General features: G+C 60.2%; 24 protein-coding genes. 22 read left to right on the top strand and 2 right to left on the bottom strand.

Features of this window, described 5'->3' with window-relative positions; translation table 11 throughout:
* Window positions 1–25 precede the first annotated feature (25 nt).
* The 13 genes from LOY35_RS14650 to LOY35_RS14590 all read left to right on the top strand — a co-directional run bounded on the left by LOY35_RS14650 (window position 26) and on the right by LOY35_RS14590 (window position 12,432).
* Window positions 26–820, top strand: coding sequence for an SDR family NAD(P)-dependent oxidoreductase (locus tag LOY35_RS14650; protein ID WP_258623992.1), 795 nt, complete (start codon window positions 26–28; stop codon window positions 818–820).
* A 12-nt stretch (window positions 821–832) separates the two neighbouring features.
* The gene (locus LOY35_RS14645) at window positions 833–1,870 is read left to right on the top strand and encodes a VPS10 domain-containing protein (RefSeq protein ID WP_258623990.1); all 1,038 of its coding nucleotides are present in this window, start codon (window positions 833–835) and stop codon (window positions 1,868–1,870) included.
* 9 nt (window positions 1,871–1,879) lie between these two features.
* Entirely contained in the window at window positions 1,880–2,329 is a 450-nt protein-coding gene (locus LOY35_RS14640; protein ID WP_041023087.1) for a VOC family protein, read from the top strand.
* Window positions 2,330–2,343: 14 nt separating this feature from the next.
* Complete coding sequence (locus LOY35_RS14635) at window positions 2,344–2,946, top strand: amino acid synthesis family protein (protein ID WP_258623986.1); 603 nt, start codon at window positions 2,344–2,346, stop codon at window positions 2,944–2,946.
* Window positions 2,947–2,973: 27 nt separating this feature from the next.
* The gene (locus tag LOY35_RS14630) at window positions 2,974–3,840 is read left to right on the top strand and encodes an alpha/beta fold hydrolase (protein ID WP_258623968.1); all 867 of its coding nucleotides are present in this window, start codon (window positions 2,974–2,976) and stop codon (window positions 3,838–3,840) included.
* Window positions 3,840–5,447, top strand: coding sequence for a bifunctional 3-(3-hydroxy-phenyl)propionate/3-hydroxycinnamic acid hydroxylase (locus LOY35_RS14625; protein ID WP_258623962.1), 1,608 nt, complete (start codon window positions 3,840–3,842; stop codon window positions 5,445–5,447). The genes LOY35_RS14630 and LOY35_RS14625 overlap by 1 nt, the downstream gene beginning before the upstream one ends.
* Window positions 5,444–6,223: a 2-keto-4-pentenoate hydratase gene (locus LOY35_RS14620; protein ID WP_258623959.1), complete on the top strand. Its 780-nt coding sequence runs from the start codon at window positions 5,444–5,446 to the stop codon at window positions 6,221–6,223. The genes LOY35_RS14625 and LOY35_RS14620 overlap by 4 nt, the downstream gene beginning before the upstream one ends.
* 78 nt (window positions 6,224–6,301) lie before the next feature.
* Window positions 6,302–7,240 carry a helix-turn-helix domain-containing protein gene (locus tag LOY35_RS14615; protein ID WP_258623951.1) on the top strand — a complete coding sequence of 313 codons (939 nt, stop codon included), beginning with the start codon at window positions 6,302–6,304 and terminating at the stop codon, window positions 7,238–7,240.
* 432 nt (window positions 7,241–7,672) lie between these two features.
* On the top strand, window positions 7,673–8,341 hold the full coding sequence (locus tag LOY35_RS14610) for a GntR family transcriptional regulator (protein WP_258623944.1): 669 nt from the start codon (window positions 7,673–7,675) through the stop codon (window positions 8,339–8,341).
* 75 nt (window positions 8,342–8,416) lie between these two features.
* Window positions 8,417–9,223 (top strand): ABC transporter substrate-binding protein, encoded by an 807-nt coding sequence (locus LOY35_RS14605; RefSeq protein ID WP_258623942.1) that lies wholly within the window; start codon window positions 8,417–8,419, stop codon window positions 9,221–9,223.
* An 11-nt stretch (window positions 9,224–9,234) separates the two neighbouring features.
* A complete protein-coding gene (locus LOY35_RS14600) occupies window positions 9,235–10,011 on the top strand; it encodes an amino acid ABC transporter permease (protein ID WP_258623939.1) in 777 nt (258 codons plus the stop codon).
* A gap of 2 nt (window positions 10,012–10,013) precedes the next feature.
* Window positions 10,014–10,793 (top strand): amino acid ABC transporter ATP-binding protein, encoded by a 780-nt coding sequence (locus LOY35_RS14595; RefSeq protein WP_258623937.1) that lies wholly within the window; start codon window positions 10,014–10,016, stop codon window positions 10,791–10,793.
* A gap of 28 nt (window positions 10,794–10,821) precedes the next feature.
* Window positions 10,822–12,432, top strand: coding sequence for a gamma-glutamyltransferase family protein (locus LOY35_RS14590; protein ID WP_258623935.1), 1,611 nt, complete (start codon window positions 10,822–10,824; stop codon window positions 12,430–12,432).
* Window positions 12,433–12,468: 36 nt separating this feature from the next.
* Here the strand turns inward: LOY35_RS14590 and LOY35_RS14585 are convergent, their stop codons facing one another.
* On the bottom strand, window positions 12,469–13,857 hold the full coding sequence (locus tag LOY35_RS14585) for an aldehyde dehydrogenase family protein (RefSeq protein WP_258623932.1): 1,389 nt from the start codon (window positions 13,855–13,857) through the stop codon (window positions 12,469–12,471).
* 283 nt (window positions 13,858–14,140) lie between these two features.
* On the opposite strand from LOY35_RS14585, the gene LOY35_RS14580 reads away from it, so the two are divergent.
* A complete protein-coding gene (locus LOY35_RS14580; protein ID WP_258623924.1) occupies window positions 14,141–14,935 on the top strand; it encodes an acetoacetate decarboxylase family protein in 795 nt (264 codons plus the stop codon).
* A 22-nt stretch (window positions 14,936–14,957) separates the two neighbouring features.
* On the opposite strand, the gene LOY35_RS14575 is transcribed toward LOY35_RS14580, so the two are convergent.
* On the bottom strand, window positions 14,958–15,632 hold the full coding sequence (locus tag LOY35_RS14575; RefSeq protein ID WP_258623919.1) for a TetR/AcrR family transcriptional regulator: 675 nt from the start codon (window positions 15,630–15,632) through the stop codon (window positions 14,958–14,960).
* A gap of 314 nt (window positions 15,633–15,946) precedes the next feature.
* Here LOY35_RS14575 and LOY35_RS14570 point away from each other — a divergent pair, with 314 nt between their 5' ends.
* The 8 genes from LOY35_RS14570 (at window position 15,947) to LOY35_RS14535 (ending at window position 26,887) form a co-directional block, all read left to right on the top strand.
* Window positions 15,947–17,500, top strand: a complete 1,554-nt coding sequence (locus tag LOY35_RS14570) for a PucR family transcriptional regulator ligand-binding domain-containing protein (protein ID WP_258623916.1) — start codon at window positions 15,947–15,949, stop codon at window positions 17,498–17,500.
* 308 nt (window positions 17,501–17,808) lie between these two features.
* A complete protein-coding gene (locus tag LOY35_RS14565; protein ID WP_258623915.1) occupies window positions 17,809–18,594 on the top strand; it encodes an acetoacetate decarboxylase family protein in 786 nt (261 codons plus the stop codon).
* A 127-nt stretch (window positions 18,595–18,721) separates the two neighbouring features.
* A complete protein-coding gene (locus LOY35_RS14560) occupies window positions 18,722–19,969 on the top strand; it encodes a nitrate/nitrite transporter (protein ID WP_258623907.1) in 1,248 nt (415 codons plus the stop codon).
* Between the two features lie 48 nt (window positions 19,970–20,017).
* A complete protein-coding gene (locus tag LOY35_RS14555) occupies window positions 20,018–21,472 on the top strand; it encodes an aldehyde dehydrogenase (protein ID WP_258623904.1) in 1,455 nt (484 codons plus the stop codon).
* A gap of 169 nt (window positions 21,473–21,641) precedes the next feature.
* On the top strand, window positions 21,642–23,111 hold the full coding sequence (locus tag LOY35_RS14550) for a cytosine permease (protein WP_258623900.1): 1,470 nt from the start codon (window positions 21,642–21,644) through the stop codon (window positions 23,109–23,111).
* Window positions 23,112–23,159: 48 nt separating this feature from the next.
* The gene (locus LOY35_RS14545) at window positions 23,160–24,560 is read left to right on the top strand and encodes an APC family permease (protein WP_258623896.1); all 1,401 of its coding nucleotides are present in this window, start codon (window positions 23,160–23,162) and stop codon (window positions 24,558–24,560) included.
* 66 nt (window positions 24,561–24,626) lie between these two features.
* Window positions 24,627–25,391, top strand: a complete 765-nt coding sequence (locus tag LOY35_RS14540) for an SDR family NAD(P)-dependent oxidoreductase (RefSeq protein WP_258623893.1) — start codon at window positions 24,627–24,629, stop codon at window positions 25,389–25,391.
* Between the two features lie 110 nt (window positions 25,392–25,501).
* Complete coding sequence (locus tag LOY35_RS14535) at window positions 25,502–26,887, top strand: FAD-binding oxidoreductase (RefSeq protein ID WP_258623889.1); 1,386 nt, start codon at window positions 25,502–25,504, stop codon at window positions 26,885–26,887.
* The last annotated feature ends 6 nt before the right edge of the window (window positions 26,888–26,893 follow it).

Genomic DNA, 26,893 nt, shown 5'->3' with positions numbered 1-26,893 from the left:
CCGAACAATCACAAGAGGAACTGCTATGGATCTGGAATTACAAGGCCGCGTGGCCATCGTCACCGGTGGTGGCATGGGCATCGGCAAGGAAGTCGCACGCTTTCTGTCCCAGGAAGGTTGCAAGGTGGTGATCTGCGCGCGGCGCATGGAATACCTCGAACAAGCTGCCGAGGAAATCACCGCTGAGACCGGCAACGAAGTGCTGCCGCTGTTCTGTGACACCAACCAGATGTCGGCCGTGTCCGACATGGTGAACGCCGCCCACAAGCACTTCGGCCGTATCGACATCCTGGTCAACGGTGCCGCGGCGCCGTCCGGCGTGGTGCGCAATGACATCGAACATGCGGGCGACGACGAGCTGCTTTCGGACCTCAACACCAAGGTCATCGGCTATTTCCGGTGCGCCAAGGCCGTGACCCCGCACATGAAGGCGGGCGGCTTCGGTCGCATCATCAACATCGGCGGCCTGACCGGTCGTGGCAGCAAGGTCCTCTCGGGGATGCGCAACCTGGCCATCGCCCACATGACCAAGACGCTCTCCGACCAACTCGGCCCAGCCGGCATCACCGTCAACCTGATCCACCCCGGTGTGGTGGACACCCCGCACATCCAGGAGCTGTACGAGCGCGAAGGGATCAAGCAGGGCAAGACGCCGGGGCAGGTCGAGCAGGGCTACATCGACGCAACGCCGATCCGACGCACCCTGGCGCCCATAGAAATGGGCTGGCTGATCGGCTTCCTGGCATCGCCCAAGGCCGGCGCCGTGACGGGCGAGTCCATCGGCATCGATGGCGGCCTGACACGTGGCATCTTCATTTGAGGAGCAGCAGCAATGAGTAACGGAACCCTTTTGGTCGCTACCGTCGGGCAGGCGGTGATCCGCAGCGCCGACGACGGCCGCACCTGGCACCGCCTGGGCCTGGGGCAGGACCTTGAGTTCGATGCAATCACCCGATCCCTGAGCGTCCATCCCGGTACGCCTGAGGTGATTTATGCCGGCACCGACGTCGGCCTGTGCGTCAGCCACGACACCGGCGGTCACTGGCAACGGGTGGACTCGCCGTTCAACGGCGAGACCGTGTGGAAGGTCGCCGTGGATCCGGCGGATGCCCAGCGTATTTTCGTCGGTACGGGCGCGCCTTCCCGCGCCGTGCTCTGGCGCACCCTTGACGGTGGCCAGAGCTGGGACCGCGCCCCGGTGGAGATCCCGGAGTTCTGCGAGGGTGTCAGCCGGCCGCGCTTGCTGGCGTTCGCCTATGACCCTACGGATCGCAACCAGCTCTGGTTCGGCCTGGAAGAGGGCGGTCTGTTCCACAGCCGCGATGGCGGCGATAGCTGGACCCGCCTCGACGACCGGCTGTTGTGGGATTTCAACTCGGACGTCCACAACATCCTGGTGCTGCCCAACCACGGCCAGAAAGTCATCGTGGTGGTGTGCGTCAACGCGGTCTATCGCAGCCTCGATGAAGGACAGACCTGGACCGGCATCGTTGCCCGCGAAACCTTCGGCTTGTACTACGTTCGCGCCATGAACGCACCGCTGGGTAGCGAGAACACGCTCTACCTGAGCATTTCCGACGGCACGCCCGGCACCACCAGCAAGGTGCTGGTCTCCCGCGATGCGGCGGTCAGTTGGGAGGTGTTGCCCCTGCCGCAGCAACCCAATTCGTGCGTCTGGGCGATTGCCTGCAACCCGGCTGACCCGCGCCAGATCGTCGCCGGCACCAAGTACGGGCACCTGTTCACTTCCGAGAACGGCGGTGACGGCTGGCAGAAGCAGTGGCGTGAGTTCAGTGAAATCGCTGATGTGCTCTGGACACCGGCGGTGGCGCAGATCAAGTCCGGGCACCAATCCATCATCAAGAACTGAGGTATCGCGATGAAAGTCGAGGTCGTTCGTACCCACCTGTCGCTGTTCGTACGCGACCCGGAAACGTCGGCACGCTGGTACGCCGATGTCCTGGGCATGCACGAAAGCGCCCGGGGGGACAGCTGGATCATGATGGCGTTCGGTGCCAAGCACCACGACATCGCGTTACTCCGTGCCGAGCCGGGTGCCCATCAGGGCGGCCTGGGATTACAGCACTACGGGCTGGAGATCGCCGGTGACATGACCACGCTGCGACAGCTATACGGCATGTTGCTCGGCAAGGGGATCGAAGTGGTGAAAATCACCGATCACGAAATCGGCCATGGCGTGTACTTCAACGATCCCGACGGCAACCGCATGGAATTCTTCCTCGAGACCGAACACGACGACGCGCGCGGCAAGGCCCGTTTCAGGGCCGCCGGAGCGCCCAGCCGCAAGTTTGATCTCGACCCACTTTGAAAGAGCATCGATCCATGAAAACCGCGAATTTTGCTACTTACCACATCCGCAAATGGTACAGCTTCGTCGAAGAAACCCTGGCCAATGAAAGCGGCCAGTTGGCCGATGGCGAACCGTTGTTCAAATATGCCATCGGCGCCGTGATCGCCAACCCCTACGCCGGGCGCTACAGCGAAAGCCTGGCCGAGTTGATAGAGCCGTCGCCCTTGCTGGGCCAGGAGTTCGGTCGGCGCATCCAGGCACTGGCGGGCGAGCATGAGATCGTCAGCTACGGCAAGGCCTGCCTGGTCGGCAGCCAGGGCGAGTATGAGCATGGCAATGCACTGCTGACCAATCCGGCGGCGGATCCGATTCGTGTCGCCCTGGGCGGCGGCAAGTCCTGGGTACCGTCCACCGGCAAGCGTGGCGGCCCAGGCGTGACCATCGACGTGCCGCTGGCCCACAAGGATGCGCTGTACGTGCGTTCGCATTACGACAGCATTTCGCTTTCGTTTGGCGACGGCCCTTCGGCTGACGAACTGGTCATCATCTGGGCCTTCGCCACCCGTGGGCGTTTGCATGCGCGTCTGGGCGGTCTCCAGGCCGCGGACGTCAAGGGTAACGACGGCTTGTATTAAGGGGCGTTGACCGTGGGAACCGAACGAATGTCCGCAAACAGCCATTTCTTCAGCAATCGAACGAGGTTGCGCCTGCACTGTCTGTCCTGGGGTAGCCCGGCAGGCATCCCGGTGGTGTTGCTCCATGGGTTGCGATCCTACGCCCAGACCTGGCAGTCCCTGGCCGATGCCCTGGGTGAACCCTATTGTTGCTATGCCCTGGACCAGCGCGGCCGCGGGCACAGCGACTGGGCGCCTGCCGACAGCTACCGGACCGAGGCCTATGTCAGCGATCTGGAGGACCTGGTGGCGCACCTGGGCTTGCAGCGGTTCGTCCTGGTGGGCCATTCCCTCGGTGGCACCAACGCGCTGGAGTATGCCCGGCTCAACCCCGGGCGGCTCCAGGCACTGGTGATCGAGGACATCGGTCCCGGGTCTTCCATCAGCGGCGACGGTGCCGAGCGCATTCGCCGGGAAATGAGCGAAACGCCCCTGTGTTTTCCCGACTGGGAAAGTGCCGCTCAATTCTGGCAGAAGGCGCGTCCGGGGTTGTCCCAGGAGGCGCTGGCATCCAGATTGGCGTATTCCATGAAGGAAACCCTCGACGGCATCAAATGGCGCCACGACCAGCAAGGCATTGCCCAGGCACGCCTGAGTATCACGCCGACGGACCTGTGGCCGGCGGTGCGGGCGCTGGATTGCCCGACGCTGTTCATCCGGGGCGGGCGTTCCGACTTTCTTCCGGCGGCGACCCTGGAAGCCATGAAAGCCGCCAATCCGCTGGTGCACACCACGGAGATCGCCGACGCGAGTCATTACGTCCATGATGACCAGGGTAAAACCTTCAACCGTGTCGTCAGGGACTACTTGCACGGCCAACACCTACAACCACAACAACGAAGCGGTGAAGCGTGATGAAGCAGGACAAAACCCAGGTGGTCATCGTGGGCGGTGGCCCGAACGGGATCACCGCCGCGCATTACATGGGCCTGTACGGTATCGATTGTGTCGTCCTCGAACTGGCGGACGGCATCCTGCCGTACCCCCGTGCGGTGGGCATGGATGATGAAGCGCTGCGTGTGTTGCAGGGCATCGACATCGCCGAGCTGGCCAGCCGGGACATGATCTGCAACGTCCCCCTGCGTTACTACAACGCCCGGGGCGTGTGCTTTGCCGAAGTCAAACCGAGCACCGCCCACTATGGCTGGCCGATGCGCAACATTTTCATGCAGCAGTTGCTGGAAGGAACGTTGCGCGAGCACCTGGGCCGACACCCCGGTGTCGAGCTGCGCCAGGGGCATGAAATGCTCGACCTGGAGCAAGACGCTCAAGGGGTGACGTTGCAAGTGCGCGACGCCCAGGGCGAGCTGTACCAGCTGCACGCGCAATATGTGATTGGCGCGGATGGCGGGCGTTCCAGCGTGCGCAAGAAACTCGGCATCGAATTGCTGGGCCTGACCCATCCGCGCAAATGGGTGGTGGTCGATACCGCCAACGACACCCTGGACGCCCCGTATACGGCCTTGCATGCCGATCCTCAACGGCCCTTCGTCTGCATCTACTTGCCGTACCAGCAACGCCGCTGGGAGTTCATGCTGCTGGAGGGCGAAGATGAAAACACGATGTGCGAGGAAGCAACCATCCGTGGCTTGATCCGCGGGCACATCGGCAATGCCGCCGATGACCTGGAGATCATCCGCATACGCGCCTACACCCATAACTCCCGGGTCGCGGCGCGGTTTGTCGAAGGGCGCGTGGCCCTGGTGGGCGATGCGGCGCACATTTCCCCGCCGTGGGCCGGGCAGGGGCTCAACTCGGGCCTGCGGGACGTGGTGAACATCGCCTGGAAAATCGCCGCCATCATCCAGGGACGCGCCTCGGCCTCGATACTTGCCAGCTACGACCAGGAGCGCCGCGGGCATGCCACCGACCTCATCGCCCTGGCTGACAACATGGGCGCCGTATTGGGGCTGACCAATCCGCTGATGGCGGGTGTGCGGGACTGGTTGTTCCAGGCCGTCAACAGCGTCGACAACCTGCGTTCGCATTTGCTGGAATTCAAGTTCAAACCCAAGGCCACCATTACCAAGGGTCTGGTGCATCACGAACGCGCGGAACTGCACGAGGATGACCTCGTAGGGCAGTTGTTCATCCAGCCGACCGTCGAAGATGAGCAAGGCCAGCGCCGCCGTCTGGACGAAGTGCTGGGCCATTCCTATGCGGTGCTGGGCTATCGGGTCAATCCGAACGAGCCGCTCAGCGAAGAAACCCGTGCCTACTGGGCGCGCTGGAATACCCGTTTCATTCAGGTCAACCGTTCCCGCAGCGGCAAGGGGCGTAACCAGCCGTTGTCCGCGAGCCAGGCGATCTGCGTCGAAGACGTCGACAACCGCTTGGGAGAATGGTTTGCCAAGGTGCGGGATTGCGTCGTGGTGGTGCGGCCGGACCGCTTTGTCGCCGCGATTACCACGCCGGAGCGACTGGAAGGCGTACTGCGCAAACTGGCGGAGCAACTTTCATGAAGCCATGGGATGAACTGCTGGGCCAGCTCCACCAGGCCACGTTGACGGCACGGGCGCTGCCACCGCTGGACCCACAGGCGTTCGACTTGCCGACAGGCTACGCCCTGCAGCGCGAAGCGTTGCGCCAGCGTCAAGCCCGCGGCGAGCAGCTGAACGGATGGAAGGTGGCCTTTGCCGGTAGCGCCGCGCAGAAGCGGATGGGTATCGAGGAACCTCTGCTGGGTGCGCTGACCGACGCCATGGTCGTCGAACCCGGCAGTTCGGTGGACCTGACGAGCCTGATCCAGCCCAAACTGGAAATTGAGCTGGCGTGCTTCCTGGGGCGCACCCTGGAGCCCGGTGATCACAGCGATGAGGCAATCCTGGCCTGTGTCTGCGCGGTTGCCCCGGCCTTCGAGATCGCCGATTGTCGATGGCAGGGCTGGAACTTCGGCGTCGGGGCATTCCTGGCCGATAACGCGGCGGCGGCGTTGTACTGCGTCGGCCCGCGTATTGAACTCGAGTCGGGTCGGATGCCCCCCGTGAGCTATTGCCTGGAGCGAGACGGGGTGGCCTGCGGTAACGGTGACACCCAAGCGCGGGAGGATACGCCACAGGTCAATCTCTGCTGGCTGATCCGGCGATTGCTGGCGGACGGGCAGCGCCTTGAAGCGGGGCAGGTCGTACTGTCGGGCGCGTTGCTGCCGCCCATGGACATCCAGCCCGCCGAGTACCGCTTGCATATGCTTGGCACGGAACTGGCTTTGGTTTTCCGCGCCGACGCAGGCGCCCCGTAGAACCTGTCGCTGTCATGGATGATCGAGCACCTTATGAACGGCCGGTAGAACAATGCCGGCCACCGAGGAACACTGATCATGCTCGCCGAAGTCCGTACCTTCAATGATCCTCAACAGCACGCCGGTTCGATCCTGGGCTGGCAGCAGGTCTATGACCAACTCGGCCGTGGATGCCTGTCCAGCGAACTGCAGCACATTTGCGCCGAGCGTTTCCAGATCTTCCAGGAAGTGCTGGATAAACGTGTGGTGCAGCGCGGCTGCGCGCCAAAGGGACGGCTGTGCATTGCCATGTCGCTGGGCAATGCACCGGTGGTCCAGGGGCATCAGGTCGACGCGCACAACGTCGTGCTGCTGCGCGATGGGGAAGACTTTGTCCTGCATGCTCCGGAAGGGACGCGGTTCTTCGCGATCAACGTCGACATGGTGCGTTTCGCCAAGCTGGCGGCCTATGAGCTGCCGGACGACCAGCTCAAACGCTTGAAAAGCGTGTCCCAGGTCAGCGTGGATGAGACGGTTCTGCTGCGTGTACAACAAAGGATCCATCCGCTGTTTCGCCGTCTACTGGAGCAGCCCGACGCGATCACTCCAGCCTCGGAAAAAATGCTCGAGGACGTCCTGCTCAATGCCTTCCTCGACCTGTTCAGCCACGCCTCGGACGAAGTACGGGGGCGGCGCGGCAATTTTGCCGTCAGTGCCTATCTGGTCAAGCGTTGCCAGGAGCTGGTAGGGGACAGCGGCGATACCTCCCTGAGCATCCTCGATCTTTGCGAGCAACTGCGGGTCAGTCGCAGGACCCTGCAGAACAGTTTCCAGGCTGTGACCGGGATGCGTCCGGTCGAGTACCTGCGCAATCTGCGGCTCAATGCGGTGCGACGGCGCTTGATCACGACCCGGGCAACCGCGCAGAACGTCGGCGAGATCGCCGTGGCCATGGGCTTCTTTCACCTGAGCCACTTCGCGACGCATTACCGGGAACTGTTCGGCGAATCGCCTTCGGAAACACCCAGGGCCAAATAATGCTGTTCACTTAAGAAAAGCGATGAACCTGTGGCGAGGGGATTCATCCCCGCTGGGCTGCAAAGCAGCCCTAACATAGGCGACTCAATCCGCCTGACACACCGAGTAGCAGTGCTTTGGGGCTGCTTTGCAGCCCAGCGGGGATGAATCCCCTCGCCACAGGTTCATCGCTTGAACAGCGTTACAGGAGCCACAGGTTGATAGCCCGGCGATGTTACCGGGCTACTGCTTTGCACATTAATGGGCGCCTCCTGGGCCAATAAGTAGCACATCCGCACCGGCCAGCCGTGAGACTGGATTAACTGTCGGGCCAACCTCGCAATTCTTTCCCCTTCACATCAATCACTTGCATATCCGTCAACTGTATTGGCACGCATTCTGCTATTTTTGAATCCATGGATAATTGGATACAAAAATACAAGGGGTGCGACCATGCAGTTTGCTCCGTCTTACACTGAACGTCCCCCGGTCACCGCCGAGGAAGAGGCCTACAACTTCCTGCTGGAAGCCATTTGTGGTGGACGATTTCATAAAGGCGATCGGCTGATCGCCGAGGACATCGCCAGTGAGATCGGCATGAGCCGGATGCCGGTGCGCGAGGCGTTCCGTCGCCTGGATGCCCAGGGCCTGGTCACGCTGCGGCCCAATCGCGGAGCCGTTGTCAGCGGCCTGGACATCGACGAACTGCAAGAAGTGTTCGAGATGCGCAGCGCCCTCGAAGGCCTGGCGGTCCGGGTCGCGGTGGGGCGCATTGGCGATCGTCAGTTGGCTGCCCTGGAACGTCTGCTGGACGCGATGGACGACTACCGCGACGAAAGCGCCGAGTGGGTCAGCCGTCATCGGGCCTTTCACGAATACCTGTGCAGCCTCAGCGGTCGTCCCCGGCTGTTGAAGCAGATCAGTGCCCTTTATTCCCTGGTGGAGGCGCCCATGCGCCTGTGGTTGCAGCACGTGGAAAAACCCATGAGCGCGCGCCAGGAACACGTGGTGATCCTCGAAGCGATCCGCGCCGGTGACGCCGACAAGGCCGAGGCGGTGGTCCGCGCGCACATCGAAGGCACCATCCCTGAATTGATCGAGTTCCTGCAAGCGAAAAAATAAACAGAACAGGCATGAGCCTGCCCGTGTTTTGACGTTGAGTACTGCCCGTTACCCACTGAACTGGAGTGTCTGGTCATGTATAAGCCTCGCGTGTTGATAGCCGCAATATCCTTGGGATTCTGTGCACAGTGGGCATCTGCCGCCCCCGTGGTGCCGGAGCGCTTGATGAAGGTCGACAAACTCGTCTATTGCTCGGGCATGGATTCCCCGCCGTTGGTGTCCTTCGATGAGGCACAGAAACCCAAGGGACTGACCATCGACCTCGGCCTGGAAATCGCCAAGCGCCTGGACAACAAGAAAGTGGAATGGCGGGTCGTGCCGTTCTCCGGGTTGCTCCCCGCATTATTGGCCAAACAGTGCGACATGATCGTCGACCAGCTGTTCGACAAACCCGAACGCCGGGAAGTGATCGACATCGTCAACTACATGTACTCCAGCCAGGCGGTCGTGGTGCCCAAGGGCAATCCCAAGGCCATCAAGACGCTGCCGGATCTTTCCGCGCACAAGGTGGCGGTGCTCAACGGCTCCACCATCAAGACCCTGCTCGACGCCGAGAATGAAAAGCTGGCCAAGGCCGGCAAACCGCCGATGAAGCTAGTGGTCTACAACACCGATACCGATGCGTTCCAGGCGCTGCGCATCAGCCAGGTCGATGCCTATGGCACCACTGTGGAAACCGCCGGCTATTACGCCGCGATGGCCCCCGACCTGTTCGAGGAAGGGGTGCCGGCCTTCAGCCGGATTCTCACCGGCATCGGCATTCGCAAGGACGATCCGCAACTGAGCGCGGCGGTGCAGCAGGTGATCAGCGACATGCGCGGCGACGGCAGCTACAGCCAGTTGCTCAATAAATGGCATGTCGCCGGCGACACTCTCGATTGAGGTAAGCGTTGATGAATTTCAATTGGGATGTGTTCTGGCAGTACCTGCTGCAGCCCAGTGGGGTCTACCTCACCGGGCTTTGGCTGACCTGCCTGATCAGCGTGCTGGCGATGTTGCTGGGCTGCGCCCTGGGCCTGGCGGCGGCGCTCTTGCGGCTGTCGAAGAATCCGTTGCTGCACATGCCGGTGCGCTTCTATGTGTGGCTGATGCGCGGCACGCCATTGCTGGTGCAGATTGTCTTTCTCTACACCGCGCTGGCCGCCGGCGGGATCTTCCGCTTCGAGGACATCGACCTGTTCGGCCTGGTGATTCCCGGCAATATCCAGGCGGCGATCATTGCCCTGGGCCTCAACGAAGGCGCCTACATGGCGGAGATCATCCGCGCCGGCATCGGTGCGGTCGACAAGGGCCAGTATGAGGCCGGGCGGTCTTTGGGCATGACGTTCGCAAGGCTGATGCGTCGCATCATTCTGCCCCAGGCGTTCCGGGTGATCGTGCCGCCGCTGGGCAACGAGTTCAACGTGATGCTCAAGAACACCACGCTGGTCAGCGTGATCGGCGTACAGGAACTGCTGCTCAGCACTCAGATGGTGACGTCGGCGACGTTCCGGGTGTTCGAGCTGTACCTGGTGGTGGCGATCTACTTCCTGCTGCTGACGACCCTCTGGGGCTTCTTCCAGCGCTGGCTGGAAGCCCGCTTCGGTCAATCGGATCGCCCGTCTTCGCCGCCTCCCGCGGCCACGCGGATGTTCGGCCGCAGCACCCTGAAATTGCTGAGGGAACGTTAACCATGGCGCACAAAAGTGAAGAACTGATCATCGAAGCGCTGGACGTTCACAAGTCCTTCGGCGACCTGCAGATCCTCAAGGGCATTTCCCTGCAGGTTCGCCGTGGCGAGGTGGTGGTGCTGATCGGCGCCTCAGGGTCCGGCAAGACGACGTTCATCCGTTGCATCAACCTGCTGGAAGACATCCAGGGCGGGCGCATCCGCGTCAATGGCCAGGCCATGGGTTACCGGGAACGGGCCGATGGCAGCCTGGTGCGCGATTCGGAGCGCAACATCGCTCGCCAGCGGCGGGACATCGGCATGGTGTTCCAACGCTTCAACCTGTTCCCCCACATGACCGCCCTGGAGAACATCATCGAGGCGCCGATCCAGGTCCTCGGGATACCGCGTGCCGCCGCGCTGGAACAGGCCCGCAGCCTGCTCGCACGGGTCGGCCTGGCGGACAAGGCCAGCCATTATCCCTCCATGCTCTCCGGCGGACAGCAACAGCGCGTGGCGATAGCCCGGGCGTTGGCGATGAAGCCTCAGGCGATGCTGTTCGACGAGCCCACCAGCGCCCTCGACCCGGAAACCGTGGGTGAGGTGCTGGAGGTGATGAAGGAACTGGCGGAAGAGGGCATGACCATGGTGGTGGTGACCCACGAAATGGGTTTTGCCCGGGAAGTGGCCGACCGTGTGGTGGTCCTGGACCAGGGCGAGCTCATCGAGCAAGGCCCGCCGGAGCAGATTTTCAGCCACCCCAGCCACCCACGTACCCGGGCCTTCCTCAGTCGCGTGCTCTGACTCATTTTGTCTGTGAAGAGAGTTTGTCATGTTGAAATTTTCTGCTCACGAGTACCCGTATCCGTCGCAACGCCAGAGCGTCTTTGCCCGGCGCGGCATGGTCGCTGCCTCTCAACCCCTGGCCGCACAGGCGGGTATCGAGATCATGCAAAAGGGCGGCAACGCCATCGATGCCGCCATCGCCACGGCGGCGGCGCTGACCGTGGTGGAGCCTACCGGCTGCGGTATCGGCGGTGATGCCTTCGCCTTGGTCTGGTGCAAGGGCCAGTTGCACGGCCTCAATGGCAACGGGCATGCCCCGGCGGCCCTGAGCGTCGAAGCGGTGCAGGCTGCCGGCCATGAACGGATGCCGATCTACGGCTGGACGCCGGTGACGGTGCCCGGTTGTCCATCGGCCTGGGCCGAGCTGTCACAACGCTTCGGCAAGCTGCCTTTTGCCGACCTGCTGCAACCGGCGATCAGCCTGGCGCGGGGTGGTTTTGCCGTGTCGCCGGTGGTTGCCCATCAATGGCAGATCGCCTTGAAGGAGTTCACGCCCCAACGCGACCCGGTGCTGGAGGCCTGGTTCGATACCTTCCTGATCGAAGGGCGTGCGCCGCGGGCAGGGGAGATCTTCCGCAACCCGGCCCAGGCCCGCACCCTCGAAGAACTCGCCGCTACCCGCTGCGAAAGTCTCTATCGCGGCGCCCTGGCCGAGCGCCTGGATGCCCATTCCCGCGCCACCGGCGGCTACCTGCGCAGCACCGACCTCAAGGATTATCGCGCCCAGTGGGTGGAGCCGATCCACGTCAACTACCGAGGCGTTGATGTCTGGGAAATCCCGCCGAGCGGGCAAGGCCTGGTGGCCTTGATGGCCCTGAACATCCTCGAGGGCTTCAGCTTCGATCACCGCGACAGCCAACAGACCTGGCATCACCAACTGGAAGCGATGAAGCTGGCCTACAGCGACGGCCTGCACTACATCACCGATCCACGGCACATGCGCGTGGCAGTGGCCGACCTGCTGAGCGACGCATACAGTGCCCGGCGCCGTGAACAGATCGGCGAACAGGCCCTGCCGCCCGCGCCCGGCGACCCCCACGCCAGCGGCACGGTGTACCTGGCGACCGCCGACGAAGAAGGCAACATGGTTTCGTTCATCCAGAGCAACTACCACGGTTTCGGCTCAGGTGTGGTATTGCCCCACAGCGGGATTGCCCTGCAGAACCGCGGGCAGGAATTCAGCCTCGACCCGACGCACGCCAACTGCCTCGCGCCGGGCAAAAAGACCTTCCACACCATCATCCCCGGCTTCCTCACCCAGAACGGCCAGGCCCTCGGTCCCTTCGGCGTCATGGGCGGCTACATGCAGCCCCAGGGACACGTGCAGATGGTCATGAACCTGGTGGACTTCGGCCTGAACCCCCAGGCGGCCCTGGATGCGCCGCGCTGGCAATGGCTGGGCGGGATGAAGGTCGGCATCGAGCACGGCGCGTCACCGGACCTGGTCAACGCCCTGGCGCGCCGCGGCCATGAGGTACAGGTCAGCAGCGACCTGACCGACTATGGTCGCGGGCAGATCATCCTCCGCGATCCGCTCAGTGGCGTGCTGTGCGGCGGGACCGAACCCCGGGCGGATTCGCATATTGCGGTCTGGTGATCGCCTCCGTTCCTTGGCGGCGGACCTGGAAGCGTATCAGCGGCGATCCAGCCAGACCGTTTGGGCGTTACAGAACTCTCTGAGCCCAAAGTGAGAGAGCTCCCGTCCGAAGCCGCTTTTCTTGACGCCGCCGATGGGGACGCGGGGATCGGTGGCGACGTATCCATTGATAAAGACGCCGCCCGTGATCATGCGTGCGGCAAACTGCCTGGCCTTTTCGACGTCAGCGGTCCAGATGCTACCCGCCAGGCCGAACTCACTGTCGTTTGCCAGTTCAAGCGCGTGTTCCGCGTTCCTGGCAACGATCAGTGAGGCGACCGGGCCAAACAGTTCCTCCACGAACGAGGTCATCCCGGGGCGGACGTCCGCCAGAATCGTCGGCTCGTAGTAATTGCCGATCCCTTCTGTTTTTTTACCACCCAACAGCAGCTTCGCGCCTTGGGCGACGGTTGCCTTGACCTGCTCGTCCAGCTCGTCCCGCAGATCGGCACGGGCCATAGGGCCAATGTAAGTGCTGCTTTCAAGCGGATCCCCGAGCTTGAGCGCAGCGACTGCATCAACGAACTTGCTCTCGAATGCTTCAGCCACGCTTTGTTCTACGATGATGCGTTTGGCGGCAATGCACACCTGACCGCTGTTTTGAAAGCGTCCGACCACGGCGGCTTTCACGGCCTCATCAATATCCGCATCAGCCAGGACCACGAACGGGTCGGACCCGCCCAGTTCCAGGACGCATTTTTTCAGCGCCGCGCCGGCTTGCGCAGCAATGGCCGAACCTGCACGGACGCTGCCAGTGACAGCCACCGTAGCGATGCGTGGGTCTTCGATGGCCCTGGATACCGTCGACGGCGTCACGTTGATGACTTCAAAGACTCCGTCGGGCAACCCGGCATCCCGCCAGGCTTGTTGCAGCCTGTAAGCGCAGCCCATGACATTGGGCGCATGCTTGAGGACATACGGGTTGCCGGACAGGATGATCGGCACCGCGCCCCTCATCACCTGCCAGAACGGGAAGTTCCAGGGCATGACCGCAAGGACGGCCCCGAGGGGTCGGTAAGCGACATAGGCTTTATTGTCCTCGACCAATGTAGGCTCAGGCTCCAACATTCGTGGCCCATGCAGGGCGTACCATTCACATAACGCGGCGCATTTTTCTACCTCTGCACGCCCTTGAACAACAGGTTTGCCCATTTCGTTCGCAGCCAGCTGAGCCATCCCTTCAGCCTGGGTGCGGAGCTGCGAGGCGAGGTTGAGCAAGACTCCGGCCCTGACCTCTACCTCAACGTTCCGCCATTTCTCAAAGCCAGCTTGTACGCGAACCAGGGTCGCCTCCATTTCGCTGACAGACTCATAGGGAAAACGACCGATCTGTTCGCCGTTGGCCGGGTTGATGGAGAGGGCAGCGTCAGAGCTATCGAAGGTCATCGTGAGGTCTCGGAAAGAAATTGTGGAGGCGCATGAGCAGGCTCTTTTATGGCAATCGCCAGTATCGATGGATTCATGTTGTTTTCAATCAGACCCATGTACGGATGTACCAGAGGGGGTTGTTCGAAGTTATGAATGACGTCGGTGCGTGTCGCATCGTACAAAAGCCTATTGGCATTGTTTTCGATCGTACAATTGCTGCTAGTACAGCATGCAGCTCATTTTCGGAGCAGCCTGATATATGCATTGCGGCTCACCGTACGGTAAAAACAAGGGGAATGTGATGAGTTATGTTTGGACTCGACAGCAGTTGGACGAATACCGGAGCTATTACGATAATATCCGTACGCACCACAGTTACAGTTATGTCAATTATTCCATCACCGCTGAGTTCGTGCGGAGCGTGCTTCCTCCGTGCCTGGATGTTTGCGAGAAACCGATAGTCTCGGTCGGGTTCCTGTCGTTCATGGAGTGGGTGAATGGCGTACCGAATCGCATGGGTCGCGACCGTGCCGCCATTATTGGCGTCAATGCCGAATATAAAGGCGTCGAAGGCAGTTACTATTTGACCGTTCTCGAAACAGAGGAAGTCAACATCGTCACCGGGCGTGAGTTCTGGGGGATGCCAAAAAAGCAGGGGACGATTGATTACTTTGAAGACGGCGACAACTTTCATGGCATCGCCGGCAGGAAGAATCATGACTTGATCCAGCTCAACGCATGCTTGGGAGAAGAGCAGGGCGGCATGAGTGAAATGCCCGAGTATTATTTTGACCTGCGCTGCGGTTATGAAGTGAATGCACGCTCAATCCGCAACCCCGAACTGGTGATCTTCAAGAATTCCACGTTGATCAAGCGCTTCCGTCCGATCACTCGCTCGCAACTGCAGCTCACCGGCTCGCCATTTGACACCGGCGTAGGTACGGTGCCGGTTGGAGATTTTATAGAGGGTGGCCATCTCGGCGGGGAGACGTCCTACATTGTCGAGCAGGTGGTGGATCTGTCGAAGGATGGCGTTGATTATGCGCCCTATCTGATGGGGCGACTGTACGACGACTGGCCGGATGTCCGTCGATAAGGGCAGCGATAACACCCGGCATCTACACCTCGTCTGTGAGTAGCATCGGGCGAGGTGGATTCATCAGCGTGTTGCTCCAGAGTGCTATCGAGGTATCGAGCATCTGTGCCCGGATCTCAGGGGTGAGGCTGGGTTGCCATTGGTAAAAGAAGTTACCCTCAATCATCGTTGCGATGAGCCCGCTGTAGGTTTCGATAGCCTCCGAATTCAGTTGGGGATTGATCTCACGGACGAGGTACCTCAGGCCTGTCAGAAAATACTCATACTGCTCGATCATGACCTCCTTGATGCGTTCATCCTGGGTCGCCAGTGCGCCCATCTGGAAAAACAACCTGCCCGTGTAATGATCCAGGGTCGCCGCCACATTTTCCCGAATCGCCAGGGCCAGCTTTTCCATAGGTGGCGTATGGCTGTCGGTGTAGATCTCCTGGAAGCGGAACACAAAAGACTCAAGTTTGGCCTTGATCATCTGCAAGCAAAGATTTTCGGTATTCCCGCAGTAATGCTGCAGGGTGCTCAGGCTGATGCCCATTTCCTTCGCCACCTTGCGGGCGGAAAATTCCGCGTAGCCGTCACGGATGAACACTTGCGCCGCTGCATCATTTATTTCTTCGATCTTTCTCGACCTTTTCTGTGTGCGGCCATATTTGACCTGGCCCCCTATCTCTTGGTCTTCGGTGGCAGTAGGCGAGGGCATATCTGATCCTATCCAGTCATCCATTTATCCCCGCTAGCCTACCTAGCCCACGGGGTGAGGCAAGCACATTCATGGTATGAATCTAAAATTAGGTCATACGACCTATATTGATGCTTTTCTACACAGCAATGGTCTATGATCTGGGTACATCTGACTCATCAAGGAAGTGCTCGCCAGCCTCTGCGGCTCACGATTGCCGCTGGCCGTGCGTCCATCAGCGCCATCGTTATTCATGGCAAGGTTATTGCCTTGGAAGACTTTCACCGGACCCGGCCGCCGGGCCGAGCCCTATCATTCATTTCGATGTACTGACCATGCCCCTGACCTTGAACGATCTGATCCTGACGCCTGAACTGCGCACCCGTGTCATATGCGGTGCGCAGCGGTGTGACGAAGCAGTGAGCTGGGCACACGTCTGCGAGCTCGCCGACCCATCCGAATGGCTGGGGAAGGGGGATTTGCTGATGACCACGGGCATTGGTATTCCGGCGGATCCAGGCGAGCAGCGGCTGTATGTCGAGCGCCTGCACGTCGGTGGGCTGGCAGGGCTGATGATTGGTGACAACATGCAGGCCCCAGCGGATATTGACGAACTGTTCGCGGCGGCCAAGGCGTTGGGTTTTCCGGTGTTGATGACCGAGTATGGTGTTCCGTTTTCAGCCGTTACCAAGGCGGTGGTGAATGCCTACAAACAGCTGGAGAACGATCGGCGCAACGCCATCACCCACGTGTATGAGACCGCCCGCATCAGCATCCAGGGCTTGGGGCTGCCGGGACTGCTGAAGCGCCTGGAGGTCGACGTAGGAGCGGTGCTGCATCTGGTCGACCCACGCTCCTTGGACCCGTGGATGGCCGGATTGGCTGAGCTTCCTGCGCTCCATCGCGAGGCCATACTTCAACGTCCGAGAGCCGCCCACGGCACACCCATTGTCCAGCGGTGCGCGGTGGCGGACGGAGAGACCGTGCTGGTGTCCGTGCCTTCTCACCGCGGTTGCCTGCTGGCTGCCCACAGTGCGCAAGCGCTGGACTACGGTCTGCTGCATCACATCGTTGCCGTTATCGGAATTGAACTCGAACGACTCCGGGTCGACCGGGAAACCAAGTTGCGCCAAGGGAGCGAACTGATCGACGACCTCCTGCACAAGCGTGTGTTGCCTCGACAGGCAGAGGAACGGTTAGCAGCGTGTGGCGCGGATGTTTCACACTTGAGGCTCGCAGTCGCCCGTTTGGGCGCGCTGTCGATCGAGGAGATTGACGAGGCGCTGGTGCGGCATGGCATCGACCTCATATTAAGGGTGCAGGGCGAGGAGGTTCTTGCGCTGTTCTGGACTGATGAAACCGTCCGCGATTTTCAGTCCAATCTGTTGATCAAAGTGGGCGTGAGCGATTTCCTTGAACATGTGGACGATTGTGCGAATGCGCTGCGCGAAGCGCGCCTGGCGTTGGCCCATACCACCAAGAATAGCCCGCTCAGTTTCTACTCGGACACTGGGGTGAATTCTCCTTGGCTGCCACAAAGCCTGCATGATGCAACCGAGGCGTTTCGCCGGGTCCTGGGGCCGTTGACGGATTATGACGCCGCTCAAGGCGCCCAACTGTTGCACACCCTGCGTACGTTTCTGGAAAACAACCGATCCTGGATAAATACCGCTAACAAGCTGCATATACATAAACAAACATTGGTCTATCGAGTGCGCAGGATCGAGGAGATTACCGCCAGGTCTTTGGATTCGACCGATGACGTCGCCATATTATGGTTTGCGCTCAAGTCGGCGGATATCGCTGGCATTTCAAATCCATGCGCCGCGAGTACCGAGAAGGAAGCCCATGTCCGCAAGTTACCCTCGGAAGTGACTGGCCCAAGATGAGTGAGTGTTTGTCTTGCAGATATCTTTATGCCGGCAGCGGGTAGGCTGTCGCGTACTTGTTGTAATGCCAGTCCCTGAATAATAATTCCTGCGCTTTAATCGGCGGATATATCGCTGTTCGTAACAAATGACATGGGTGCGCTCGCGCCAACGTTGAAGCCTATACGATCATACAGCTGCTTTTTGCATTTTATTATGTTCGCACCATTGTTGGCGCGCTGATCGCTGAGCAATTCTAGTTACAGGGTTCGGGCTTGGGTCGTGAGTCCCGGACGCTATAACCAGACCATTGCACAAGGATAATAATCATGGGCTTTGTTAAAACTCCTGAAGAAGTAAAGGAAATCCAGGCTTTGCTGTCCAAGGGCCGCTTTACAGTAGAATCCGTTTCTATCGAATTCGAAACCACGTTTGAATTCTTGCGCTCAGTGCTCCCGCCATGCTTCGAACTCCCGGAAAAACCGATTGCAATTGCCAACGTCTCTCGCTGGCAGAGCGCCCTGTGCGGCGAGTTCGATTGTGGCGTCATCTACCTGAATTGCCGTTACAAGGAATTCACCGGCACCACCATGCTGACCCTCTTCGTCAGCGGTGACATGCCGGTCACGATCGGGCGCGAGATGTGGGGCGAGGGTAAAAAGCTGGCCTCGTCGCAATTGTATTTCGATGGCAAGGATGCCTACGGTTATACCGAGCGCAACGGTGTGCGGCTGATTGAAATCAGTGCTGAGTTCGGCCCGGACCTGGGGCCACTCGATACCAGCAACTACGACTTTGAAATCAAGGCTCAACCTCACGTCACCGGTATCGGCTTGCAGAACGACGTCGTTCTCAACTGCATGAAGACCGAAGAATCCTATCGGGTTACCCGTGTCGGCAAAGGCACGCTCAAACTGACAGGCTCCACCATGGACCCTCTGGACACCATCCCGGTGATTTCCGTCGGTGAAGCATTCTATGCCGAAGGCGCCTCTTCCTGGACCGTGCCCTGGTTTGATGAATTGCCAAACCGTGATGCGTACGTGCCGTACATCTACGGCCAGAAGTACGACGATTTCCGTTTCTTTGCAAAGCCAAAACGGTTCGCTGAGTAAGACGTTATTCAGCGCTTCTCATAATAAAAAGCGAAGGACAGCAAGACGCTCAAGTGATCCTTTGGGGCTGTGTCCCAAGGGATTGGAGTTTGAGTGCCTGCAGCCCCTTCAGATAATGGAGAAAACCATGTCCCGCTACAGTCCCGTTAATGATCAGGGAAAATGGCTGGCACTGTGCTTGTGCTTCCTGGCCACCGTTGCCATTTTCATACCTTATGTCGGTTATTCAACCCAGATCGTCACCATGATGACCGATCTGAACATGACTTATACGATGGTGGGGACGCTGGCTTCGGCTTCTGCAGTGGCCGGCGGGATCATCCTTCCATTTGCCGGCATTCTGGTCGACCGCTGGGGTGCCAAGAAGATCACCGTTCTGGGTCTGTTCATTTCCGCAATCGGGCAAGTCGCCTTCGCCTACGTTCCTTCATTCGAAGCGATGTTGATGTCCCGCATCTTTCTCGGTGCCGGCATTCCACTCTTGTTCATCGGGCCTTACACCCTCGCGCTGCGCTGGTTCGAGCAGTCCGGCAAAACCGGCGTGGCCATGGGCGCCATGCTGGCAACGGACGGGATAGGCACACTGCTCGCTCTCTATGCCTATTCCCATGTGCTGAATGCCTATGGATGGCGTGACGGTTCTGCCCTGGGGGCCATTGCGCTGGTGGTGACAATGCTCGTCAGCCTGTTCTTCCTGAAAGAACCCAGGCATTTCGCGACACCTGCGACTCAGGCCGAGGTCGGCAAGTCATCTGTCATCCGAGACTTCATGGCGGCCCTGACTCACCGCAACGTGCTGGTTGCCGCGGTATTTCTGGTGGGCGTCTGGGGTTCCTACGCGGTGGCCATCTATTGGGTCCCCACCATCCTCATGGAAGAAAACGGCTGGAGCGAGAGCGATGCCGGCCTGATCGGTGCCCTGTATCCACTGGTGGGCATGATTTGCGCGGTGACGTTCGGCTTGATGTCCGACCGGCTGGGTCGGCGCAAACCCCTGATGCTGATTTCCGGCGTGGGCATGACCGTAGCCTTCTTCGGCTGCGCTGCGGCGCTGTCGATGAAAAATTACCCCTTGCTCGCCGCCATGCTGCCCATCTCCGGCTTGTTCGCTTATGGCGGTATCCCGTTGGCCTACTGCCTTGCCGCCGACTCGGTGGGCATCAAGCTGGCTGCCACCGCCAACGGCATCATCATGAGCCTGGGCTTTTTGCTCGGTGGCGTCGTGTACCCGATGGCCCTGGGGGTGATCAAGGACGTAACGGGGCAATACACCGACGGCTTCATCGCCGCATCCGTGTCGCTGGTCGTATTGAACATCATGACCATCCTGTTCGCCCGTGAACATGTGGCCACTGCGCGCCCCGCGTATTCGTAAATCGACATTCAAGTGCAATAAAACTTAGAAAAGAAGCAGGAGTTGAAGATGAACATTTATTACGATGGCAAATTTGTAAAAAGCCAAGGCGCCGCCATTCAAGTAGAGAATCCGGCGACGGAGGAGATATTTGCCGAAGTCGCCGAGGCAACCACCGGCGAACTGGATGCCGTCGTTGCTTCTGCCAAGTCTGCACAACGCAAATGGGCTCGCATAGGGGCGGGCGAACGCGCCGAACTGCTGCACACCTGCGCGATTCGCCTCAGGGAACATGCACCGGAGCTGGCGCGCCTGCTCACCCAGGAAAGTGGCAAGCCCTTGCGTGAAAGCCTCGATGAGGTCGAGTGGAGTGTCGATGCCTACCGTCATCTGGCCGAGGTTGCCCGTACCCAAGGTGGGCAGGTTGTCCAGCCGAACATGGCGGGCCAGATGAACCTGGTATTGCGTGAGCCGCTGGGCGTCATCGTCAGCATCCTGCCATTCAACTTCCCGGTTCTGCTGATGACGTGGCAGGTGGCGGCGGCGTTGGCGGCAGGCAACACCTGCATTATCAAGCCTTCCGAAGTCACGCCGATGACTGCGTTGCTGTTGGCGAAGATCTTCGACCATTTGCCACCCGGCATTTTCAACGTCGTGACCTGCGGCGCCAAGGGCTCTGCCTACCTGGTTTCCCACCCTGACACGCACATGATCGCATTCACCGGTTCGGTGCCAACCGGTCAGAAAATCATGCAGGGCGCTACCGAGCGGATGAAGCCACTGCTGCTGGAGTTGGGCAGCTCCGATCCGTTCATCGTCCTGGATGATGCCGATTTCGATATGGCCGTGCAGGCCGCTACGTTTGCGGCGTTCCTGAACTGCGGCCAGGTGTGCACGGGCTCCGAGCGCTTCTTCATCCATGAAAAAATCTACGATGACTTCATGGAGGCACTCGTCCAGTCGGTTTCCAGGCTGCGCATTGGTGATCCACTGGGTGATGTGGACATTGGTCCGCTGATCAACAAGGCCGCGCTCAATGGCGTCGAAGGCGGTCTGGCTCATCTCCAGAGTCTGGGCGCGAGAATTCGCCATGGCGGCAAGCGCGTCGATTTCCCACGGGGCCATTTCTTCCAGCCAACGATTGTTGAAATCACCGACCCGAACAAGCAGCAGCCGCGCCATGAACTGTTCGGGCCGCAGGCGACGTTCTGCAGGATCCGTTCGCTGGATGACGCCATCGAGCACGCCAACAACAGCGATTTTGGTCTGGGTTCGAGCATCTTCACGTCCAGCCTGGAGTCGGCGATGCGTGCTGCCACCGAAATCGACAGCGGCCACGTATGGATCAACGATCCGTTGAAGGACAACGTTGCCGCGCCATTCGGCGGCAAGAAAATGTCGGGGTTGGGCCGAGAGCTTGGCCTGGATGGCATCAATGCCTTCACGGACGTGAAACACGTGCATATGCAGTTCAAGCCAAGCGTGCAGGGTTGGTGGTTTCCGTACACCCGCCCGGACATCTGAGTCAGCCACGTTTCATTAGTGCTGTGCGGTGAGAGGAGGGTATCGAAGCCTTCCTTCCCTGCGCACGGGAGCTGCGCTGTTCCTGACGTCTAGCGCAACTCCCTTCCCGCGTGAACTCACACGAACAACAAGAACTTTATGCGCAAGCAAATCGTGGAGCGTTGGCATCATGAACAAGAATATCGGGACTGAGCGTGCGACCGGCCTTGAAAGCCGCGCGACGCTGGTGGAGTCAAGATCCATCGATTATGTACCCTTGAGTGAGCGGCACGGTCGCCTGGGAGATCAGGCCACCATCTGGTTCGCCGGCAGTGCCCAGCTACTCAGCCTGGCAACCGGCGCCATCGGAATTGCCCTTGGACTCAACCTGGCCTGGACCTTGATCGGCCTGGCCCTGGGGACCTTCCTTGGCACGCTGCCTGTCGCCGCGCATGCGAGCCAGGGTCCGCACCTGGGGCTGCCGCAGATGGTGCAGACCCGACCTCAATTCGGTCGCTATGGCGCATTGTTCATATGGCTCGTGGCGGTGTTGGTCTATTGGGGCTACATCGTCTTGAACGTGAACCTGATGGGCGCCACGGCGGAACAATTGAGTTTGAGCTCAGCGACTACCGGCGGCGTTGTATTGGGTCTGGTATCGATTGCAGTAGCGATCTTCGGCTACAACCTGCTGCACGTGGGGCAACGCTACACGACCTTTGTCCTGGTCGTGGTGTTGCTGATCTACGTTGCGGGGCTTTTGTACGGTGGTCATCTTCCAGATGGCTTGTTCAGCCTGGCCGGCAGCTTCCAGTTCACTCCCTTTCTGATGGTCACCTCTGCCGCGTTGGCCTATCAACTGTCATGGGCGTTCTTTGTCTCTGACTATTCGCGCTACATGCCGCCCACCACCAGTCATCGATCCATTATTGCCTACACCGGCCTGGGCGCCGGGCTGGGTGTGTTCGGCATGGAAGCGGTCGGTGCCATGAGCGCCGCGTTGTATCCGAAAGAAGCCATTACCTTGGGTTTGCAGCTATCGGGCGATCTGGTCTATCCCGGCTTTGGTGCCGTCGTGCTGACGGTCGGTGGTATTGCACTGCTGATCTTCAATGGCATGTGCGCCTACGGAGGGGCGCTGACGTTGATCACTGCATTGGACAGTGTGCTGCCGACGTCTCCCAGCAGAGCGCTGAGAATCAAGGCCATTGCGCTGATCGGGGTGACTGCGACATTAGTCGGGGTCCTGCTGCCCGCAGACTTCCTGAATACCACCTTCTATACGGTCCTGGCGGTGTTGGCCTATCTGATGGCGCCCTGGACGGCGATCAACCTGGTGGACTATTTCATCGTCCGGAAAGGCCGCTACTCGGTCAGGGAAATCTTCAACGTGCGGGGCATCTACGGAAAGTGGAACTGGCGGGGCATCGCCGCTTATGTCCTGTCCTTCCTGGCGATGATTCCGTTCATGTATCTGTCGTTCTACCAAGGCCCCATCGCCCGATATTTCGGTGGTGTCGACTACGCCTTTTTCGTCGGCATTCCTGTCGGCGCGATGCTCTATTGGCTGTTCTGTTTGAACCTAGACCTGAAGACAGAGTTTGAAGTGATCAGCACCGCCGACGACAACCTTGACCGCGATGCCGCTCCGATCGTTTAGCCACACAGCGGGCATCAGCCCAGGCGTTCACCTGACGGGACAATAATAATGACTCAGGCAGATACTTCATTCGGCACTGGCGACCCCGTCATCGGGGAGAGCCTGCCCGGCGCTGAACAGAAGGTATCGTTAACCCGCGTGACCCTCCTGGGACTCTCCGGACAACAGCTGGGACCAAGCGCCGCTATCGCGGCGGGATCGATGCCGTTGTATGCGGGCAACGCCTCATGGCTGGCGATGGCGCTCGCGTTGCTGGCCGCACTTTGCATGACGGCAGCGGTGAACGTGTTCGCCCGCAAATACGTAGTGACCGGCTCGCTGTTGTCTTATGTGGGGATCTCTCTGGGACGGTTACCCCAACGCGTGGTTGCGGCATCCTATCTGGTGGGATTCCTGATGGTCTGTGCGGCGCTGTCCGCTTGCTTCGTGACGTTCAGCAGCAGTTTCCTGCATAGCGTCGGCGTGACGTTTGCGCTGTCAGGCTGGTTCCAGGCCGCGACGGCCATCCTCATTTCCATCCTGGCCGGCATCTTGACCTGGCGGGGGCTGGACGCTTCGATTTCGATCACGGCCTGGTTGTCGTTTCTCCCGGTGCCGCTGCTCGCCATCGTGACCGTCATGGCTGCGTCGAAAACCGGAATAGACCTGCAAGCGCAGCTGACTTTGCAGGGAACATCCCTGTCGAGCCTGGCCGAGGGAACCATTGTTGCATTGGCCTATTTCGTGGGCTGCGATGCGCTGTCAGCGCTCGCGGCCGAAACGGACAACCCGAAAAAGAATGTACCGCTGCTGCTGCGCAACGTGTTGCTGATCACCGGGCTGGCATTCGTCGCCATCCTGGTTCTGAGTGCGCCCTTGATGGGGCAAAACCTTGAAGCGTTGGGTAACGGTCAGTCACCCACGCAGATCCTGGCCACGGCCGCCGGCATAGAGTTCCTGCAACTGCCCATCGATTTCCTGTTGGGCGCCGCTACGTTCGCAAGCCTCGTGGCCTTCATGAACTACGGCAGCCGGGTGTTCGCGACGGCATCGGTCGACCGCTTCATCCCGCAGATTTTCTCCAGGATCCATCCCCGGTTCGGTTCACCTACCGGTTCAACGGTGCTGATGACGCTGGCAGCTGCCTGCATTCCTGTCGCCTTGCAGCTTCTGGCTGCAACGCCGCCGCTGCAATCGACCGCCTATTTGTCGACCCTCTATTCGCTGTTCTGGATTGCGCCCTACGTGCTGCTCGGCTTTGGCGCCATCAGGGAAATCAGGATCGACGGTCAATCCAGGCCAGGTACGGTCGTTGCCATCGGGCTGGGTGTCGCGGTGTTCATCGCATTGCTGATCTACAACTTCGCGGCCAATCCCGGCGGCGTGTTTGGCGCACTGCCTTACATCATGGTGCTGTTGACCGTCATGGCCTTTCTCGGCTTCACCGTGGTGGACGCCGTCAGAAAGTAGGTCTGCAGCGCCGGTGAGGTCTCTCACGTAACGCCTGGAGCCGCTGTTGGTTTCGAGGAGATGACGATGAACAATTTTATTGCAGCTGTTCTGGTCACCGGCGCTGGTTCAGGAATCGGCCAAGCCACCGCTGCCGAGTTCGCGCGCCAAGGTTATTACGTGGTGGGTTGTGATATTTCCGAGGCAGGTCTGGCTGGCACGGCAGCGCTGATAGGGGCTGAAAAAATCCAGGGCCAGGTTGTGGATGTACGCGATGAAGCGCAGGTACGCAGCGCGTTCGAACTCGTCGCAAAGCACGGCATTCCCTTGCATGCAGTCGCCGCCTGCGCAGGTGTTGCGCGCACGGGGTTGGTGCATGACCTGGAGCAGGAAGGATGGGACTTCACCCTTGGCATCAATCTCACTGGAGTCTGGCTGACGGCGAAGTACGCGATGCCGATTTTCCTTGAACAGCGAAAGGGCGCCTTTGTTGCGGTCGGCTCGGATGCTTCGGTGCGGGGGGCTTCCGGGTATGCGGCTTACTGTGCCTCCAAACATGGCGTGCTGGGCCTGGTGCGGTGTCTGGCCCTGGACTACGGCTCATACGGCATTCGTTCGAACCTGGTGTGCCCGGGGTTCGTCCAGACACCGATGATGGGCAGTTTATTTGCCGAGGCTGAAGACCCGGTGGCCGAGATGCAGGCTTATGCGAAAGAGGTGCCGTTGGGCCGCTTTGCGCTGCCGTCGGAAGTGGCAAAGGCAATTTTCCACTTGGCTTCGGACGAGGCGTCGTACACCAATGGTGCGCTTTACGCCATTGATGGTGGCGCCACAGCGGGGCATTTGGGGTGAGTCATATCTTTGTATGAGCCAGCTCATACATTTGAATTGAATAGACGATTGTTTCCGCCTGTTCGAGGGCTGAATGTAGTTGTATCAATCGCTGTTAATGGAATTCGTAAATGAAACGTTCCTTATGGTTGGAGGAAATTGCCTCCGAGCTGACTCCGCTGACTGCCTTGGAGGGCAATCTGTCCGTGGATGTAGCCATCGTCGGCGGTGGCTTCGTTGGACTATGGACAGCCTTGCAGTTGCTGGAAAAAGATTCGGCCTGCCGGATTGCGATCATCGAACAGGATATCTGTGGTGGTGGCGCTTCTGGTCGCAATGGCGGTTTCGTCATGTCCTGGTGGCCAAAGATCAGTTCGCTGTCGGCCCAGTGTGGCAAGGATGAGGCGGTGCGCCTGGCGCGCGCCTCGGCGGCGGCCATCGGTGAGATCGAGGCGTTCTGCGCGGCCCATGGGATCGACGCTCATTTTCGTCGCGCCGGTTGGTTGTGGACGGCCACCAGCGATGCTCAGCGGGGGGCGTGGAACGATGTCCTGCAGACCTGCCAACGACTTGGCGAAGCGGTGTACATGCCGTTGTCCAATCGCGAAGTCGCCCGTCGAACCGGCTCACCGATGCATCTGGAAGGTGTGCTGGAGATCAGCAACGCCACCGTGCAACCGGCGCGCTTGGTGCGCGGCCTGCGCCGTGTGGCGTTGGAGAAGGGCATCAAGATCTTCGAGAACACCCCCATGATTGGCCTGGAGCGTGGCAAGCCTGCCGTGTTGCAGGTGCCGAAGGGGCGGATTGCTGCGCAGAGTGTCGTGCTGGCCAACAACGCGTGGGCGGCGGCGATCCCGGAGCTGCGGCGCACGGTCTTGCCGGTGACCAGCACAATTGTCGCTACCGCGCCGATTCCCGATCGCCTGGAGTCGATTGGCTGGACAGGCGGCGAGGCCATCACCGATTCGCAACTGATGGTCGACTACTACCGCACCACCCAGGACGGGCGAATCGCGTTCGGCAAGGGCACCGGGATGATCAGCTATGGGAGCCGGGTGGATGCCAGTTACGACGACAATCCGCAACTCAGCCAGGACACCGAGCAGGATTTCCGGCGCACTTATCCGCACCTCAGTGACGTACCGGTTACGCATGCGTGGTGCGGTCCCATCGACCGGACGTTCGATAGCCTTCCGGTGTTTGGTCACTTGGAGGGCGCACCGAACATCGTGTACGGCATTGGCTGGAGCGGCAATGGCGTTGGGCCGAGCCGTCTGGGCGGCCGTATTCTCGCCAGCCTGGCGCTGGGGCTGGATGACGAATGGAGCCATTGCGGGTTGGTCGGGCGCAAGCCGAAGCTGTTTCCGCCGGAGCCATTTCGATATGTCGGTGGGTTGATGGTGCGCGGTGCGGTGCAGCGCAAGGAAGCGGCCGAAGCGGACAATCGCAGCCCTGCCTGGCTGGACCGTGCACTCGCCGGCCTGGCGCCGGCGGGATTGGAAGACAAGAACCTATAAACCAAG

The organism is Pseudomonas sp. B21-028, from assembly GCF_024749045.1.
Lineage (GTDB): Bacteria > Pseudomonadota > Gammaproteobacteria > Pseudomonadales > Pseudomonadaceae > Aquipseudomonas.
Note: the sequence above shows the minus strand (reverse complement) of the source record. Positions and strands in the feature narration are given on the sequence as shown.

Bases quoted from the DNA above. Each gene is read 5' to 3' on its own strand.
- LOY35_RS14650 (WP_258623992.1), top strand. From the start codon at position 26: ATGGATCTGGAATTACAAGGCCGCGTGGCCATCGTCACCGGTGGTGGC.
- LOY35_RS14645 (WP_258623990.1), top strand. From the start codon at position 833: ATGAGTAACGGAACCCTTTTGGTCGCTACCGTCGGGCAGGCGGTGATC.
- LOY35_RS14640 (WP_041023087.1), top strand. From the start codon at position 1,880: ATGAAAGTCGAGGTCGTTCGTACCCACCTGTCGCTGTTCGTACGCGAC.
- LOY35_RS14635 (WP_258623986.1), top strand. From the start codon at position 2,344: ATGAAAACCGCGAATTTTGCTACTTACCACATCCGCAAATGGTACAGC.
- LOY35_RS14630 (WP_258623968.1), top strand. From the start codon at position 2,974: ATGTCCGCAAACAGCCATTTCTTCAGCAATCGAACGAGGTTGCGCCTG.
- LOY35_RS14625 (WP_258623962.1), top strand. From the start codon at position 3,840: ATGAAGCAGGACAAAACCCAGGTGGTCATCGTGGGCGGTGGCCCGAAC.
- LOY35_RS14620 (WP_258623959.1), top strand. From the start codon at position 5,444: ATGAAGCCATGGGATGAACTGCTGGGCCAGCTCCACCAGGCCACGTTG.
- LOY35_RS14615 (WP_258623951.1), top strand. From the start codon at position 6,302: ATGCTCGCCGAAGTCCGTACCTTCAATGATCCTCAACAGCACGCCGGT.
- LOY35_RS14610 (WP_258623944.1), top strand. From the start codon at position 7,673: ATGCAGTTTGCTCCGTCTTACACTGAACGTCCCCCGGTCACCGCCGAG.
- LOY35_RS14605 (WP_258623942.1), top strand. From the start codon at position 8,417: ATGTATAAGCCTCGCGTGTTGATAGCCGCAATATCCTTGGGATTCTGT.
- LOY35_RS14600 (WP_258623939.1), top strand. From the start codon at position 9,235: ATGAATTTCAATTGGGATGTGTTCTGGCAGTACCTGCTGCAGCCCAGT.
- LOY35_RS14595 (WP_258623937.1), top strand. From the start codon at position 10,014: ATGGCGCACAAAAGTGAAGAACTGATCATCGAAGCGCTGGACGTTCAC.
- LOY35_RS14590 (WP_258623935.1), top strand. From the start codon at position 10,822: ATGTTGAAATTTTCTGCTCACGAGTACCCGTATCCGTCGCAACGCCAG.
- LOY35_RS14585 (WP_258623932.1), bottom strand. From the start codon at position 13,857: ATGACCTTCGATAGCTCTGACGCTGCCCTCTCCATCAACCCGGCCAAC.
- LOY35_RS14580 (WP_258623924.1), top strand. From the start codon at position 14,141: ATGAGTTATGTTTGGACTCGACAGCAGTTGGACGAATACCGGAGCTAT.
- LOY35_RS14575 (WP_258623919.1), bottom strand. From the start codon at position 15,632: ATGCCCTCGCCTACTGCCACCGAAGACCAAGAGATAGGGGGCCAGGTC.
- LOY35_RS14570 (WP_258623916.1), top strand. From the start codon at position 15,947: ATGCCCCTGACCTTGAACGATCTGATCCTGACGCCTGAACTGCGCACC.
- LOY35_RS14565 (WP_258623915.1), top strand. From the start codon at position 17,809: ATGGGCTTTGTTAAAACTCCTGAAGAAGTAAAGGAAATCCAGGCTTTG.
- LOY35_RS14560 (WP_258623907.1), top strand. From the start codon at position 18,722: ATGTCCCGCTACAGTCCCGTTAATGATCAGGGAAAATGGCTGGCACTG.
- LOY35_RS14555 (WP_258623904.1), top strand. From the start codon at position 20,018: ATGAACATTTATTACGATGGCAAATTTGTAAAAAGCCAAGGCGCCGCC.
- LOY35_RS14550 (WP_258623900.1), top strand. From the start codon at position 21,642: ATGAACAAGAATATCGGGACTGAGCGTGCGACCGGCCTTGAAAGCCGC.
- LOY35_RS14545 (WP_258623896.1), top strand. From the start codon at position 23,160: ATGACTCAGGCAGATACTTCATTCGGCACTGGCGACCCCGTCATCGGG.
- LOY35_RS14540 (WP_258623893.1), top strand. From the start codon at position 24,627: ATGAACAATTTTATTGCAGCTGTTCTGGTCACCGGCGCTGGTTCAGGA.
- LOY35_RS14535 (WP_258623889.1), top strand. From the start codon at position 25,502: ATGAAACGTTCCTTATGGTTGGAGGAAATTGCCTCCGAGCTGACTCCG.